This is a genomic window from Azospirillum sp. B2RO_4 (assembly GCF_051124815.1).
GTDB lineage: Bacteria > Pseudomonadota > Alphaproteobacteria > Azospirillales > Azospirillaceae > Azospirillum.
In genome coordinates, this window is sequence record NZ_CP118485.1 from 490,949 (window position 1) to 506,521 (window position 15,573).

Annotated in this window: 10 protein-coding genes and 4 tRNA genes; 12 read left to right on the forward strand and 2 right to left on the reverse strand. The window is 65.3% G+C overall.

Annotated features, from left to right (window positions below):
- Nucleotides 1-420: 420 nt before the first annotated feature.
- Together PWS46_RS02180 and rlmB are read right to left on the reverse strand one after the other, a co-directional pair.
- Nucleotides 421-496: transfer RNA gene (locus PWS46_RS02180), tRNA-Thr, on the reverse strand.
- Nucleotides 497-579: 83 nt separating this feature from the next.
- Nucleotides 580-1,479 carry a 23S rRNA (guanosine(2251)-2'-O)-methyltransferase RlmB gene (gene rlmB, locus PWS46_RS02185; RefSeq protein WP_434617490.1) on the reverse strand — a complete coding sequence of 300 codons (900 nt, stop codon included), beginning with the start codon at nt 1,477-1,479 and terminating at the stop codon, nt 580-582.
- Between the two features lie 141 nt (nt 1,480-1,620).
- Here rlmB and PWS46_RS02190 point away from each other — a divergent pair.
- The 12 genes from PWS46_RS02190 to rpoC all read left to right on the forward strand — a co-directional run bounded on the left by PWS46_RS02190 (nt 1,621) and on the right by rpoC (nt 15,479).
- Nucleotides 1,621-1,706 (forward strand) — tRNA-Tyr (locus PWS46_RS02190).
- 65 nt (nt 1,707-1,771) lie between these two features.
- A tRNA-Gly gene (locus PWS46_RS02195) sits at nt 1,772-1,845 on the forward strand.
- Nucleotides 1,846-1,925: 80 nt separating this feature from the next.
- Complete coding sequence (gene tuf, locus PWS46_RS02200; RefSeq protein ID WP_085088099.1) at nt 1,926-3,116, forward strand: elongation factor Tu; 1,191 nt, start codon at nt 1,926-1,928, stop codon at nt 3,114-3,116.
- Nucleotides 3,117-3,307: 191 nt separating this feature from the next.
- Nucleotides 3,308-3,383: transfer RNA gene (locus tag PWS46_RS02205), tRNA-Trp, on the forward strand.
- A 72-nt stretch (nt 3,384-3,455) separates the two neighbouring features.
- Nucleotides 3,456-3,653: a preprotein translocase subunit SecE gene (gene secE / locus PWS46_RS02210; protein ID WP_014246876.1), complete on the forward strand. Its 198-nt coding sequence runs from the start codon at nt 3,456-3,458 to the stop codon at nt 3,651-3,653.
- A gap of 3 nt (nt 3,654-3,656) precedes the next feature.
- The gene (gene nusG / locus PWS46_RS02215) at nt 3,657-4,187 is read left to right on the forward strand and encodes a transcription termination/antitermination protein NusG (RefSeq protein WP_014246877.1); all 531 of its coding nucleotides are present in this window, start codon (nt 3,657-3,659) and stop codon (nt 4,185-4,187) included.
- Between the two features lie 160 nt (nt 4,188-4,347).
- Complete coding sequence (gene rplK, locus PWS46_RS02220; RefSeq protein ID WP_109150179.1) at nt 4,348-4,782, forward strand: 50S ribosomal protein L11; 435 nt, start codon at nt 4,348-4,350, stop codon at nt 4,780-4,782.
- 4 nt (nt 4,783-4,786) lie between these two features.
- Nucleotides 4,787-5,494, forward strand: coding sequence for a 50S ribosomal protein L1 (gene rplA, locus PWS46_RS02225; protein ID WP_434617495.1), 708 nt, complete (start codon nt 4,787-4,789; stop codon nt 5,492-5,494).
- A gap of 309 nt (nt 5,495-5,803) precedes the next feature.
- Complete coding sequence (gene rplJ / locus PWS46_RS02230) at nt 5,804-6,328, forward strand: 50S ribosomal protein L10 (RefSeq protein WP_014246881.1); 525 nt, start codon at nt 5,804-5,806, stop codon at nt 6,326-6,328.
- Between the two features lie 58 nt (nt 6,329-6,386).
- Complete coding sequence (gene rplL, locus PWS46_RS02235; RefSeq protein ID WP_014246882.1) at nt 6,387-6,764, forward strand: 50S ribosomal protein L7/L12; 378 nt, start codon at nt 6,387-6,389, stop codon at nt 6,762-6,764.
- 248 nt (nt 6,765-7,012) lie between these two features.
- Nucleotides 7,013-11,206, forward strand: a complete 4,194-nt coding sequence (rpoB, locus tag PWS46_RS02240; RefSeq protein ID WP_434617500.1) for a DNA-directed RNA polymerase subunit beta — start codon at nt 7,013-7,015, stop codon at nt 11,204-11,206.
- A gap of 100 nt (nt 11,207-11,306) precedes the next feature.
- The gene (rpoC, locus tag PWS46_RS02245; protein ID WP_434617503.1) at nt 11,307-15,479 is read left to right on the forward strand and encodes a DNA-directed RNA polymerase subunit beta'; all 4,173 of its coding nucleotides are present in this window, start codon (nt 11,307-11,309) and stop codon (nt 15,477-15,479) included.
- Nucleotides 15,480-15,573: the final 94 nt, after the last annotated feature.

A 15,573-nucleotide genomic window follows, 5' to 3' on the forward strand; every position in this document is an offset into this window, starting at 1 on the left:
GGATCGGTTCATCATCGCCATCCCCCGTATCGGCTGGCGTGTCGGTTGCTGTGTCGGTGGCGTGCCTGTTGGTGTGTCGGTCGCGCCAACCCGCTCCCACATCGCTCAAGCGCACCAAAGGGTTCGGGCAATCGCTGCAGTGTCGGTTGGAGTGTCGGTGCCGTATCGGCCGCCGTGTCGGTCAGCGTATCGGCCCAGCCAGGACCAGCCGCATATAAAGATGTGCGACTCGGGTACGGGAGCGGCGGCTCCAGCAGCAATCACGCCCCGGCAATCACCTGCGGACAGGGGAGCCGAGGACGGGCCGGCCGACGAGGGCCGGACGGTGTGCCAGCAAGCCGAAACGGCGCCGCAAGATTGCTATGTGATTGCTGGAGCATGGACGCGGCGGAATGGCCGCCGCTAACCCATTGAAAAGATTGGTGCCGGATACAGGAATCGAACCCGTGACCTTCTGATTACAAATCAGCTGCTCTACCAGCTGAGCTAATCCGGCGCGCCCGTCGCTTGGCGGAGGCACACCTTAGCGTCCCTTTTCCGTGCAAACAAGCACTTGACCGCACCGGATCAGCTTCCCCGTCACTCGCGCAGGCGGGCGACCTCGTACAGGGCCACCGCGGCGGCATTGGAAACGTTGAGGCTGCCCACCGGGCCGCCGGTGGGAAGGCGCGCGATGGCATCGCAGCGCTCCATGGTCAGCCGGCGCAACCCGCTGCCCTCCGCACCCATCACCAACACCGTCTTGCCGGTCAGGTCCAGCTTCGCCAGCGTCGATTCTCCCGATTCGGCAAGTCCGACCGACCAAAAGCCGTTCTGCTGCAGGTCGGTCAGCGCGCGGGCGAGGTTGGTGACCCGGACCAGCGGCACCGCTTCCAGCGCGCCCGACGCACTCTTCGCCAGCACACCCGTGGTTTCCGGGGCATGGCGTTCGGTCACCACCACGGCGCGGGCGCCGAAGGCGGCGGCGGACCGCAGGATGGCGCCGACATTGTGCGGATCCGTCACCTGATCGAGGGCAACGATGACCGCCGACGTCTCCGACTCCAGTTCGTTGCACAAATCCTCGATGCCCAGTTCCGGCAGGGGAGAGGCGTCGACCACGATGCCCTGGTGGACGGCGCCCGCCGGCAGCATCCGATCGAGTTCCAGGCGGTCGACCGGCGAGGCCTCCGGCCGTTGTAGCCCCAGAGCGCGTGCCGCGGCAAAGGCGGGCTCCAACGCCGCCCGGCCGGAATCGGTCGCCAGCAGCCGGTGAATGCGCCGCTCCGGATTGGTCCAGGCGGCGGCGACCGGGTGCAGGCCATAGAGAAGGACGCCGCGCGCGGCCGGCGGGCGCCCCCCCTTCGCCGACCGCGGCGACGACCCTTGCTGTGCCTTCGCGCCGGAACGCTCGCCGCCGCGGTCGGGGCTACGGTCGGCGGCACGGTCGGAAGAGCGGCTGGAAGCGGGGCCGGAGCCGGGATGTCTGGAGCGCGTCATGATACCCACGAAGAAGGGGAGGAGGCCGCAGCGGACTGCGGCCGAATTTTTTCTGGTGTGAACCGCTTAACCCGTGTTGACAAGGTCTGAAAAATTCGCATATTGCCGAACTCCGCGGCGGGCACTGCCAAGCCGCGGATTGGAAGGGTGGCCGAGTGGTTAAAGGCAGCAGACTGTAAATCTGCCCGCGTTAGCGTACGCTGGTTCGAATCCAGCCCCTTCCACCACTACTTTCCACGGCTTGTCCGTGATCGCGTTTGCCCCGGACGGTCGCGCCGGCGGGATGGCTCAGGCGGGTGTAGCTCAATGGTAGAGCAGAAGCCTTCCAAGCTTACGACGGGGGTTCGATTCCCCTCACCCGCTCCAATCCCGCGTGCGCCACGGAAAACGGATCTCGGCCGGGCCATTGTGTGCGTCCGGAACGTCGGGAACGAAAGACCAAAGCGATGGCGAAGGCAAAGTTTGAGCGGAACAAGCCGCACTGCAACGTTGGCACGATCGGCCACGTCGACCACGGCAAGACGTCGCTGACGGCGGCGATCACGAAGGTGCTGGCGGAGTCCGGCGGCGCCACCTTCACCGCTTACGACCAGATCGACAAGGCGCCGGAAGAGAAGGCGCGCGGCATCACGATCTCGACCGCCCACGTCGAGTACGAGACGACCAACCGCCACTACGCGCACGTCGACTGCCCCGGCCACGCCGACTACGTGAAGAACATGATCACGGGCGCCGCCCAGATGGACGGCGCGATCCTGGTCGTGTCGGCCGCCGACGGCCCGATGCCGCAGACCCGCGAGCACATCCTGCTGGCCCGCCAGGTCGGCGTCCCGGCTCTGGTGGTGTTCCTGAACAAGGTCGACATGGTCGACGATCCGGAACTGCTGGAGCTGGTCGAGCTGGAAGTTCGCGAGCTGCTGTCGTCCTACCAGTTCCCGGGTGACGACATTCCGATCACCAAGGGCTCGGCGCTGTGCGCGCTGGAAGACCGTCAGCCGGAGATCGGCCGCGACGCCGTCCTGGCTCTGATGAAGACGGTGGACGAGTACATCCCGCAGCCGGAGCGTCCGAAGGACCGTCCGTTCCTGATGCCGATCGAAGACGTGTTCTCGATCTCGGGCCGCGGCACCGTGGTGACCGGCCGTGTCGAGCGCGGCATCGTGAAGGTTGGTGACGAAGTCGAGATCGTCGGCCTGAAGGCGACGGTGAAGACGACGGTGACCGGCGTCGAGATGTTCCGCAAGCTGCTCGACTCGGGTGAGGCCGGCGACAACATCGGCGCGCTGCTGCGCGGCACCAAGCGCGAGGACGTCGAGCGCGGCCAGGTTCTGGCCAAGCCGGGTTCGATCACCCCGCACACCAAGTTCAAGGCCGAAGCCTACATCCTGACGAAGGAAGAGGGCGGCCGTCACACCCCGTTCTTCACCAACTACCGTCCGCAGTTCTACTTCCGTACGACGGACGTGACGGGCATGGTCTCGCTGCCGGAAGGCGTCGAGATGGTGATGCCGGGCGACAACGTCGCCATGGACGTGGCTCTGATCGCCCCGATCGCCATGGACGAAGGCTTGCGCTTCGCCATCCGCGAAGGCGGCCGCACCGTCGGCGCCGGCGTCGTTGCCAAGATCGTCGAGTGATGCTATAAGCCTGCCTCCCCCGCCGGGCTCCGGTCCGGCGGGGGATTCTATCTGGCTGAAGAGTACGGTTGGGCTTCCGGAAAGCCGTTCTAAAAAGTTATTCCTAAAGTCGGGCTGAAAGGCCTTGACAACGCCGCCGAAAGAATGCTTTAAGCGGCGTCCCACGCCGAAAGGTGTGGCCGGACGGAGATAGGAGTGTAGCTCAATTGGTAGAGCACCGGTCTCCAAAACCGGGGGTTGGGGGTTCGAGCCCCTCCACTCCTGCCATCCCGTCCCAATAACGGTTAGGGTAAAAGCGGCGCCCTTCATAGTCGCTCCGGAGCTCGCACGGTTCGCACGATGGCTAAAGTCAATCCCGCAGAATTCGCGCGCGAGGTCCGCCGCGAGGTAGCCAGGGTCACCTGGCCGACCCGCAAGGAAACCGGCATCACGACCGCCATGGTTTTCGTCATGGTCGTGCTCGCCGCCCTGTTCTTCCTCGTCGTCGATCAGGTGCTGGCGGTTGCCGTTCGCTTGATCCTTGGGCTGGGAGGCTAAGACATGGCCGCGCGCTGGTACGTCGTGCACGTTTATTCGGGCTTCGAGAAGAAAGTCGCCCAGGCCATCCGCGAAAAAGCGGCTCAGAAGGGTCTGGAGGACAAGTTCGAGGAAATCCTGGTCCCGACCGAAGAAGTGGTCGAAGTGCGCCGGGGTTCCAAGATCAACACGGAACGCAAGTTCTTCCCTGGCTACGTCCTCGTCAAGATGGACCTGACCGACGAATCCTGGTCGCTGGTGAAGAACACGCCGAAGGTTACGGACTTCCTGGGCGGTGGCGGCAAGCCGCAGCCGATTTCCCAGCGCGAGGCCGAACGGATCATCCATCAGGTGCAGGAAGGCTTTGAGCGCCCCAAGCCGTCGATCACCTTCGAGGTGGGCGAGCAGGTGCGAGTGAGCGACGGTCCCTTCACCTCGTTCAATGGTGTCGTCGAGGAAGTCGACGAGGAGAAGTCCCGCCTCAAGGTGGCGGTGTCGATCTTCGGTCGCTCCACGCCGGTCGAGCTGGAATACACGCAGGTCGAAAAGATCTGAGCGCAAGGTTCCACAGTTTTTCGAGTCGGAGCTGCCGGTGCTTGCATCGGTGGCTCCATTCTGTTGCGGGAGGCTCGCCATGGCCGAACCGCAAAACCCCGCGACGCCGCGCCGGACCATCCGGTCGTAGGCGTGAGGCGTCGTCCCAGGAGGTTGTGAGATGGCGAAGAAAATCGTCGGTTACATCAAGCTGCAGGTTCCGGCCGGCAAGGCCAACCCGTCGCCGCCCATCGGTCCGGCGCTCGGTCAGCGCGGCCTGAACATCATGGAGTTCTGCAAGGCGTTCAACGCCAAGACGGCGGACCTGGAAGTCGGCATGCCGATTCCCGTGGTCATCACCGCCTACGGCGACCGCACCTTCACCTTCGTGACCAAGACCCCGCCGGTCAGCTATTTCCTCAAGAAGGCTTCGGGCAAGGACAAGGGTTCGACGACCCCCGGCAAGGGCGGTTTCGTCGGCCAGGTCACGACCTCGCAGATCCGCGAGATCGCCCAGAAGAAGATGGTCGACCTGAACGCGCACGACGTCGAAGCCGCCGCGACCATGATCGCCGGTTCCGCCCGCTCGATGGGCCTCGAAGTGGTGGAGGGCTGATCCTATGGCGAAGCTGGGCAAGCGACTGACCGACGCCTACAAGAGCGTCAACCGCGACAACTTCTACTCGCTGGAAGAGGCCGTCACCCTGGTCAAGGGTGCCGCCAAGGCCAAGTTCGACGAGACCATCGAAATCGCGATGAACCTCGGCATCGATCCGCGCCACGCCGACCAGATGGTCCGCGGCGTCGTGAACCTGCCGAACGGCACCGGCAAGACCGTCCGCGTGGCGGTGTTCGCCCGCGGCGCCAAGGTCGATGAGGCTCTGGCTGCAGGCGCCGACGTGGTCGGCGGCGACGATCTCGCCGAACAGATCCTGGCCGGCAACATCAACTTCGACCGCTGCATCGCCTCGCCCGACATGATGGGTGTGGTCGGCAAGCTCGGTAAGGTCCTCGGCCCGCGCGGCCTGATGCCGAACCCGAAGCTGGGCACCGTGACCCCCGACGTCGCCGGCGCCGTGAAGGCCGCCAAGGCCGGCGCGGTGGAGTTCCGTGCGGAGAAGACCGGCATCGTCCACGCCGGCGTCGGCAAGGTCAGCTTCTCGGAAGAGGCGCTGGTCCAGAACATCCGCGCCTTCGTCGATGCCATCACCCGTGCCAAGCCGACCGGCGCCAAGGGCCAGTACCTGCTGAAGGTCTCGCTCTCGTCGACCATGGGCCCGGGCCTGAAGCTCGACCTCACCAGCGTGTCGGCTCCGGCCGCCGCCTGATGACCCGTTTCGCCGCCGTCTGTCCTCGGGCAGCGGCGGCGTCCGGGCGGACCGTTCGCGGGGGAAACCCCAAGGGCACCCGCCCACCCCTGTCCGAGACCGCTGGTGTCCGACCCGAACCGCAAGGGAAGGGGAGGGCTTAAAATCCACCCGCGCAGACAGGAGTTGAACCCGTTTACCCCTCCGGCCCCGCCGCCATGCGCGACGGGAACCGGTTCAGGAACGGCTTGACTTCTGGGACAGGTTCGCCGGATCTCCGGCCCCTCGGGGACGGGGATCCATGTACACCTCTGTGCAAGGAGGCGATCCGTGGATCGTACACAAAAAGAAGCGACGATCGCGGCTCTGCAATCGAAGCTCCAGGACACGGGCCTGGTGGTGGTCACCCACCATCTGGGCCTGACGGTGAAGGAAGTCACCGACCTGCGTGCGAAGGTTCGGGCTGCTGGCGCCAGCTTCAAAGTGACGAAGAACCGGCTCGCCCGTCGTTCCCTTCAGGGGACGCAGTTCGAGGGTCTGGACGGTCTCTTCAAGGGACCGACGGCGATCGCCTTCTCGAAGGATCCCGTTGCGGCTGCCAAGGTGGTGGCCGACTACGCGAAGACCAACGAGAAGCTCAAGATCGTCGGCGCCAGCCTCGGCACCCAGATTCTGGACGCGGAGGGGGTCAAGGCCCTCGCCTCGCTCCCGTCGCTGGACGAACTGCGTGGCCGCCTCGTGGGCATGATCCAGACCCCGGCGACCCGTATCGCCGGTGTCCTCCAGGCTCCGGGCGGCCAGGTCGCCCGCGTGCTTGCTGCCTACGCGAAGAAGGACGACGAGGCGGCGGCCTAACCAGGCCTAGTCACTCGTTTTTTACATCCCCAGAACTCAAGTCGTTTGGAGTAGTAACATGGCTGATCTGCAGAAGCTCGTCGACGATCTGTCGGCCCTGACCGTCCTGGAAGCCGCCGAGCTGTCGAAGCTCCTCGAAGAGAAGTGGGGCGTCTCCGCCGCCGCTCCGGTGGCCGTCGCCGCCGCCGGCCCGGCCGCTGCCGCTGCCGCCCCGGCCGAAGAGCAGACCGAGTTCACGGTGATCCTCGCCGACGCCGGCGACAAGAAGATCAACGTGATTAAGGAAGTCCGTGCGATCACCGGCCTGGGCCTGAAGGAAGCCAAGGACCTGGTCGAGGGCGCTCCGAAGCCGGTCAAGGAAGGCGCCACGAAGGACGAGGCCGCCAAGATCAAGAAGCAGCTTGAAGAGGCCGGCGCCAAGGTCGATATTAAGTAAGACCTTGTTGCGTTACGGATCATACAGTTCCACGCCGGACGGCGGCCGGTTCCCCAGGGAACCTGCCGCCGCACGGCGTTTTCTGCCTTCCGCCGGACCGGGCTCGCCCGGCCCGGCTCTTTCCGTCCCCATCATGGGGATGGCCCGCGCGGGCGCCCTCGGGACCGGTCGACACCAGTCGGCTTGATCCTGCGGTCGGTTGAACGGTCGGTATAACGCGCATCACGTACAGACGTTTGGGGACATCCATGGCCAAATCCTTTACGGGTCGTAAACGTGTTCGGAAGAGCTTCGGGCGCATCCCGGAAGTCACCCAGATGCCCAACCTCATCGAGGTGCAGCGCAGCTCCTACGATCACTTCCTGCAAATGGACATCGCCCCGGAAAAGCGGGCGAACCTGGGCCTGCAGGAAGTCTTCAAGTCGGTCTTCCCGATCAAGGACTTCTCCGACCGCGCGGTGCTGGATTTCGTCAAGTACGAGCTTGAGCAGCCGAAGTACGACGTCGAGGAATGCCAGCAGCGCGGCATGACCTTCGCGGCTCCGCTGAAGGTTACCCTGCGCCTGTCCGTGTTCGACGTCGAGGAGGACACCGGCCTCCGTTCGATCCGCGACATCAAGGAGCAGGACGTCTACATGGGCGACATGCCCCTGATGACGGCCAACGGCACCTTCATCATCAACGGCACCGAGCGCGTCATCGTCTCCCAGATGCACCGCAGCCCGGGTGTCTTCTTCGACCACGACAAGGGCAAGACCCACGCGTCGGGCAAGTATCTGTTCGCCGCGCGTGTGATCCCCTATCGCGGTTCCTGGCTCGACTTCGAGTTCGACGCCAAGGATCTGGTCTACGTCCGCATCGACCGCCGCCGCAAGCTGCCGGCCACCACGCTGCTGTTCGCCCTGGACGGCGCGGAGACCGAGGCGCTGCGCGCAGAGCGCAAGGCGAACCGCAAGGACCTGCTGCCCTACGAGGCGCAGGGCATGTCGAAGGAAGAGATCCTCAACTACTTCTACGACACCATCACCTACACCCGCTCCGCCGGCGGTTGGAAGACCCCGTTCAGCGCCGAGCGCATGAAGGGCGTCAAGCTGGTCTCCGACCTGGTCGATGCCGCCACCGGCGCCGTCGTCGCCGAGGCCGGCGCCAAGATGACGCCGCGCGCCATCAAGAAGCTGGTCGAGGCCGGCCTGACCGAGCAGCAGGTCTCCACCGAGGAGCTGACCGGCCGCTACCTCGCCGTCGACATCATCAACGAGCGCACGGGCGAAGTCCTGTTCGAAGCCGGTGACGAGCTGTCGGCGAGCGACCTCGACAAGCTGGAGAAGACCGGCGTCGACGAGCTGCCGGTGCTGGCGATCGACCACCTGAACGTCGGCGCCTACATCCGCAACACCATGAATGCGGACCGCAACGCCAGCCGTGAAGACGCGCTGATCGACATCTACCGCGTTATGCGTCCGGGCGAGCCGCCGACCCTGGAGTCGGCCGAGGCGCTGTTCTCGGGCCTGTTCTTCGACAGCGAGCGCTACGACCTGTCGGCCGTCGGCCGCGTGAAGATGAACGCGCGCCTGAACTTCCAGACCGACGACCAGATGCGTGTGCTCCGCAAGGAGGACATCCTGGAGATCCTGAAGGTTCTGGTGAACCTGAAGGACGGCCGCGGCGAGATCGACGACATCGACCATCTCGGCAACCGACGCGTGCGCTCGGTCGGTGAGCTGATGGAGAACCAGTACCGCGTCGGCCTGCTGCGCATGGAGCGTGCGATCCGCGAGCGCATGAGCTCGGTCGAGATCGACACGGTGATGCCGCACGACCTGATCAACGCCAAGCCGGCAGCCGCCGCCGTGCGCGAGTTCTTTGGTTCGTCGCAGCTGTCGCAGTTCATGGACCAGACCAACCCGCTGTCCGAGATCACGCACAAGCGTCGTCTCTCGGCCCTCGGCCCGGGCGGTCTGACCCGCGAGCGCGCAGGCTTCGAAGTGCGCGACGTGCACCCGACGCACTATGGCCGCATCTGCCCGATTGAGACGCCGGAAGGCCCGAACATCGGTCTGATCAACTCGCTGGCGACCTATGCCCGCGTGAACCAGTACGGCTTCATCGAGAGCCCCTACCGCAAGGTCATCGACGGCAAGGTCACCAACGAGGTGGTCTATCTGTCGGCGATGGAGGAGGGCCGCTACGTCGTCGCCCAGGCGAACGCCGAGCTGAACCCGGACAACAGCTTCGCCGCCGATCTGGTGTCCTGCCGCCAGGGCGGTGAATACCTGATGTTCCGGCCGGAGGCGATCGACCTGATCGACGTGTCGCCGAAGCAGCTGGTGTCCGTCGCCGCGGCGCTGATCCCGTTCCTGGAGAACGACGACGCCAACCGCGCGCTGATGGGCTCGAACATGCAGCGTCAGGCGGTGCCGCTGGTGAAGGCCGACGCGCCGCTGGTCGGCACGGGCATGGAAGCGACCGTCGCCCGCGACAGCGGCGTGACCATCGTCGCCAAGCGTTCCGGCATCGTCGACCAGGTCGACGCCACCCGCATCGTCGTCCGCGCCACCGACAGCTCGGACAGCACGGCGCCGGGCGTCGACATCTACAACCTGCTGAAGTTCCAGCGTTCCAACCAGAACACCTGCATCACCCAGCGTCCGCTGGTGAAGGTCGGTGACCGGGTGAACGCCGGCGACATCGTGGCCGACGGTCCGTCGACCGACCTCGGCGAGCTGGCCCTCGGCCGCAACGTGCTCGTCGCGTTCATGCCGTGGAACGGCTACAACTTCGAGGACTCGATCCTCATCAACGAGCGCATCGTCAAGGACGACGTCTTCACCTCGATCCACATCGAAGAGTTCGAGGTCATGGCCCGCGACACCAAGCTGGGCCAGGAGGAAATCACCCGCGACATTCCGAACGTGGGTGAGGAAGCTCTGAAGAACCTCGACGAGGCCGGCATCGTCTATATCGGCGCCGAAGTCCGTCCGGGCGACATCCTGGTCGGCAAGGTGACGCCGAAGGGCGAAAGCCCGATGACGCCCGAAGAGAAGCTGCTGCGCGCCATCTTCGGCGAGAAGGCCTCGGATGTCCGCGACACCTCGCTGCGCCTGCCGCCGGGCGTCGTCGGCACCATCGTCGAGGTCCGCGTGTTCAGCCGCCGCGGCGTCGACAAGGACGAGCGCGCCCTGGCGATCGAGCGCGCCGAGATCGAGAAGCTGGCCAAGGACCGCGACGACGAGCGCGGCATCCTGGAGCGCAGCTTCTACACCCGCCTGAAGGAAGTGCTGCTCGGCCAGACCGCGCAGTCCGGCCCGAAGGGCATGAAGGGCGGCACGGTCCTGACCGAGGAGGTTCTGGCCGGCCTGTCGAAGGGCCTGTGGCGCCAGATCGCCATCGCCGACGAGCAGGTAATGGAGACGGTCGAAAACCTGGCCAAGGTTTTCGACGACTCGATCAAGGCCCTGCAGGACCGCTTCGAGAACAAGGTCGACAAGCTGCAGCGCGGCGACGAGCTGCCGCCGGGCGTCATGAAGATGGTCAAGGTCTTCGTCGCGGTGAAGCGCAAGCTGCAGCCCGGCGACAAGATGGCCGGCCGTCACGGCAACAAGGGTGTCGTCTCGCGCATCATCCCGCAGGAGGACATGCCGTACCTCGAGGACGGCACCCCGGTCGATCTGGTGCTGAACCCGCTGGGCGTGCCGTCGCGCATGAATGTCGGTCAGATCCTGGAAACCCACCTCGGTTGGGCAGCCTCGGGTCTCGGCCGGCAGATCGGCCGCGCGGTCGACCAGTACCGTCTGGCGATCCGCCAGAAGGCGGAAGGCGCTCCCCAGTTGGAGGCCCTGCGCAGCACGCTGAAGTCGGCGTACGGCGAGGTGACCTACAACGAGGACATCGCCGACATGAACGACGCCGAGCTGCTGGAGCTGGGCGGCAACCTGCGCAAGGGCGTGCCCTTCGCGACGCCGGTCTTTGACGGCGCCCGCGAGGAGGACATCTGCGTCCACCTGGAGCGTGCCGGTTTCGACCGGTCGGGCCAGTCGACGCTGGTAGACGGCCGCACCGGCGAGACCTTCGATCGCAAGGTCACCGTCGGCTACATCTACATGCTGAAGCTGCACCACCTGGTGGACGACAAGATCCACGCCCGGTCGATCGGCCCCTACTCGCTGGTCACGCAGCAGCCGCTGGGCGGCAAGGCCCAGTTCGGCGGTCAGCGTTTCGGTGAGATGGAGGTCTGGGCGCTCGAAGCCTACGGCGCCGCCTACACGCTGCAGGAAATGCTGACGGTGAAGTCGGACGACGTGTCCGGCCGCACCAAGGTCTACGAGGCGATCGTCCGCGGCGACGATAACTTCGAGGCCGGCATTCCGGAGTCGTTCAACGTGCTGGTCAAGGAGCTGCGCTCGCTCGGCCTGAACGTCGAACTGAACCAGCGGTCCTACTGAGCCGATTTGACGTGACCAAACCCCGGAACGGTGCGAGCACCGCTCCGGGGTCATGCACTGCCCTTAACCGACAACGCGGCGATGCCAGCGGGAGACGGTCATGAATGAGTTGATGAACATTTTCGGCCAGGTCCAGGGGCCGCAGAGCTTCGATCAGATCCGCATCCAGATCGCGAGCCCCGAGCGGATCCGGTCCTGGTCCTACGGCGAGATCAAGAAGCCGGAAACCATCAACTACCGCACCTTCAAGCCGGAGCGCGACGGCCTGTTCTGCGCCCGCATCTTCGGCCCGATCAAGGATTACGAGTGCTTGTGCGGCAAGTACAAGCGCATGAAGTATCGCGGCATCATCTGCGAGAAGTGCGGCGTCGAGGTCACGCTGTCGAAGGTCCGGCGCGAGCGCATGGGCCATATCGAACTGGCGTCCCCCGTCGCGCACATCTGGTTCCTGAAGTCGCTGCCGAGCCGCATCGGCCTGCTGCTCGACATGACGCTCAAGGATCTGGAGCGCATCCTCTATTTCGAGAACTACGTCGTCATCGAGCCGGGCCTCACCCCGCTGAAGCTGCATTCGCTGCTGAACGAGGAAGAGTACCTGAACGCCCAGGACGAGTACGGCGAGGACGCCTTCACCGCGTCGATCGGTGCCGAAGCGCTGCGCATCATGCTGTCCGCGCTCGACCTCGACGAGGAGAAGAAGCGCTGCCGTGAGGATCTGCGCGACACCAACTCCGAAGCCAAGCGCAAGAAGCTGGTCAAGCGCCTGAAGCTGATCGACGCCTTCCTGGCCTCGCAGTCGCGTCCGGAGTGGATGATCCTGGAAGTCATTCCGGTGATCCCGCCCGAGCTGCGTCCGCTGGTCCCGCTGGACGGCGGCCGGTTCGCCACGTCCGACCTGAACGACCTCTACCGCCGCGTCATCAACCGCAACAACCGTCTGAAGCGGCTGATCGAGCTGAAGGCGCCGGACATCATCGTCCGCAACGAGAAGCGCATGCTGCAGGAGGCCGTCGACGCTCTGTTCGACAACGGCCGCCGTGGCCGCGTCATCACCGGCGCCAACAAGCGTCCGCTGAAGTCGCTGTCCGACATGCTGAAGGGCAAGCAGGGCCGCTTCCGTCAGAACCTGCTCGGCAAGCGCGTCGACTACTCGGGCCGTTCGGTCATCGTCGTCGGTCCGGAGCTGAAGCTGCACCAGTGCGGCCTGCCGAAGAAGATGGCGCTGGAGCTGTTCAAGCCCTTCATCTACGCCAAGCTGGAGCTGTACGGCCTCGCCTCCACCATCAAGGCCGCCAAGCGGATGGTTGAGAAGGAGCGTCCCGAGGTGTGGGACATCCTGGAAGAGGTCATCCGCGAGCATCCGGTGATGCTGAACCGAGCGCCGACGCTGCACCGTCTCGGCATCCAGGCGTTCGAGCCGACGCTGATCGAAGGCAAGGCGATCCAATTGCACCCGCTGGTCTGCACCGCCTTCAACGCCGACTTCGACGGCGACCAGATGGCCGTGCACGTCCCGCTGAGCCTCGAGGCCCAGCTGGAAGCGCGCGTCCTGATGATGTCGACCAACAACATCCTGTCGCCCGCCAACGGCAAGCCGATCATCGTGCCGTCGCAGGACATCGTCCTCGGCATCTACTACATCTCCATGGATCGCCCGGGTGAAAAGGGCGAGGGCATGGTGTTCGCCAACGTCTCGGAAATCGAGCAGGCGCTGAACGCCAAGGTCCTGTCGATCCATGCGAAGATCAAGGCGCGCTACGTCGGCGTGGACGACGAAGGCAACGAGCTGATCAGCATCGTCGAGACGACGCCGGGCCGCATGCTCCTGTCGGAACTGTTGCCGCGTCACCCGAAGGTGCCGTTCTCGCTGATCAACCGCGTCCTGACCAAGAAGGACGTCGGCAACGTCATTGACGCCGTCTACCGCCATTGCGGCCAGAAGGAGACGGTGATCTTCGCCGATCGCCTGATGAAGCTCGGCTTCGGCCACGCCTGCCGCGCCGGCATCTCCTTCGGCAAGGACGACATGGTCATCCCCGCCGCCAAGGAGAAGCTGGTCAACGAGTCCAAGGAGCGGGTCAAGGAGTTCGAGCAGCAGTATCTCGACGGCCTGATCACCCAGGGTGAGAAGTACAACAAGGTCGTCGACGTCTGGTCGGAATGCACCGAGAAGGTCGCCTCCGAGATGATGAAGGCGATCTCGACCACCGAAGCCGGCAAGCCGGTCAACTCGGTGTACATGATGGCCCACTCCGGTGCGCGTGGTTCCGCCGCGCAGATCCGTCAGCTGGCCGGCATGCGCGGGCTGATGGCCAAGCCGTCGGGCGAGATCATCGAGACGCCGATCATCTCGAACTTCAAGGAAGGCCTGACCGTGCTGGAGTACTTCAACTCCACCCACGGCGCCCGCAAGGGTCTGGCCGACACCGCCTTGAAGACGGCGAACTCCGGTTACCTGACCCGTCGTCTGGTCGACGTGGCCCAGGACGCCATCATCGTCGAGCATGATTGCGGCACCGAGCGCGGCATCACCGTGAAGGCGGTGATCGACGGCGGTGAAGTCATCAGCCCGCTGGGCGACCGCATCCTCGGCCGCACCGTGGTCGGGGCGGTGATCGACCCGCTGAACGGCGAGCTGATCGTCGAGGACGGCGGCCTGATCGACGAGCCGACGGTCGACCGCATCGAGCGGTCGGGCATCGACTCGGTCAAGATCCGCTCGGTCCTGACCTGCGAAACCCGCGACGGCGTCTGCGCCAAGTGCTACGGCCGTGATCTGGCCCGCGGCACGCTGGTCAATACCGGCGAAGCGGTCGGCGTCATCGCGGCGCAGTCGATCGGCGAGCCGGGCACCCAGCTGACGATGCGTACCTTCCATATCGGTGGTGCGGCGCAGCGCGGTGCGGAACAGAGCCAGATCGAGGCGGCGTTCGACGCGACGGTGCGGATCAACAACCGCAATGTCGTCATGAACTCCTCGGGTATCCCGGTCGTCATGGGCCGCAGCACCGAAGTGATCCTGCTCGACGAGCAGGGCCGCGAGCGGGCACGTCACCGCGTGCCGTACGGCGCCAAGCTGCTGGCGGACGAGGGCGTGAAGGTCGAGCGCGGCGCCAAGCTGGCCGAGTGGGACCCCTACACCCTGCCGATCATCACGGAGCGTGCCGGTACCGCCCGCTACATCGACCTCGTGGAAGGCATCTCCATGCGCGAGGTGATGGACGAGGCGACGGGCATCAGCTCCAAGGTGGTGGTCGACTGGCGCCAGCAGCCGCGCGGTGCCGATCTGAAGCCGCGCATCGCGCTGGTGGACGAGCGGGGTGAGCTGATCACCCTGCCGAACGGCCTGGAAGCCCGCTACTTCATGTCGGTGGACGCCATCCTGTCGGTGGAGAATGGTGCCGAGGTCCGGGCCGGCGACGTGCTGGCGCGTATCCCGCGCGAGTCGTCCAAGACCCGCGACATCACCGGCGGTCTGCCGCGCGTGGCCGAGCTGTTCGAGGCGCGTCGTCCGAAGGACTTCGCCATCATCTCGGAGATGAGCGGCCGCGTCGAATTCGGTAAGGACTACAAGACCAAGCGCCGCATCGTCGTCCGCAATGACGAGACCGGCGACGAGAAGGAGTATCTGATCCCGAAGGGCAAGCACATCTCCGTGCAGGAGGGTGACTATGTCGAGCGCGGCGATCTGCTGATGGACGGCAACCCGGTGCCGCACGACATCCTGGCGGTGATGGGTGTGGAGGCCTTGGCCGATTACCTGATCAACGAAATCCAGGACGTCTATCGACTGCAGGGCGTGAAGATCAACGACAAGCACATCGAGGTGATCGTTCGCCAGATGCTGCAGAAGGTCGAGATCACCGACGCCGGCGAGACCACCTTCCTGGTCGGCGAGCAGGTCGACCGTCAGGAGTTCGACGAGGAGAACGAGAAGACGGTCGCCGAGGGTCTGCAGCCGGCCCACGGCCACCCGGTTCTCCAGGGCATCACCAAGGCCAGCCTGCAGACGCGGTCCTTCATCTCGGCCGCGTCGTTCCAGGAAACCACCCGCGTCCTCACGGAAGCGGCCGTCGGCGGCAAGGTCGACAACCTGGAAGGCCTGAAGGAGAACGTCATCGTCGGCCGTCTGATCCCGGCCGGCACGGGCTCCGTGGTAAACCGCCTGAAGCTGATCGCCGCCGAGCGCGACCGCGAAGCGGCCCTGGAGGCCGGCGCTCCGGAGGAAACTCCGGCCCTGCCAACCCCGGGCGAGGAAAGCTCCGCGGCCTGATCGGTCGGAGTGATTGAGTAGGGAAGGGGGGCGCGTTCCGCAGAGGACGCGCCCTTTTTCATTTTTCAATTTTTTGGTACTATCGGCGCCCAAT

Coding starts and splice junctions, on each gene's coding strand:
- secE (WP_014246876.1), top strand. CDS start 3,456: ATGGCTAAAGTCAATCCCGCAGAATTCGCGCGCGAGGTCCGCCGCGAG.
- nusG (WP_014246877.1), top strand. CDS start 3,657: ATGGCCGCGCGCTGGTACGTCGTGCACGTTTATTCGGGCTTCGAGAAG.
- rpoB (WP_434617500.1), top strand. CDS start 7,013: ATGGCCAAATCCTTTACGGGTCGTAAACGTGTTCGGAAGAGCTTCGGG.
- rlmB (WP_434617490.1), bottom strand. CDS start 1,479: ATGACGCGCTCCAGACATCCCGGCTCCGGCCCCGCTTCCAGCCGCTCT.
- rpoC (WP_434617503.1), top strand. CDS start 11,307: ATGAATGAGTTGATGAACATTTTCGGCCAGGTCCAGGGGCCGCAGAGC.
- rplA (WP_434617495.1), top strand. CDS start 4,787: ATGGCGAAGCTGGGCAAGCGACTGACCGACGCCTACAAGAGCGTCAAC.
- rplK (WP_109150179.1), top strand. CDS start 4,348: ATGGCGAAGAAAATCGTCGGTTACATCAAGCTGCAGGTTCCGGCCGGC.
- rplL (WP_014246882.1), top strand. CDS start 6,387: ATGGCTGATCTGCAGAAGCTCGTCGACGATCTGTCGGCCCTGACCGTC.
- tuf (WP_085088099.1), top strand. CDS start 1,926: ATGGCGAAGGCAAAGTTTGAGCGGAACAAGCCGCACTGCAACGTTGGC.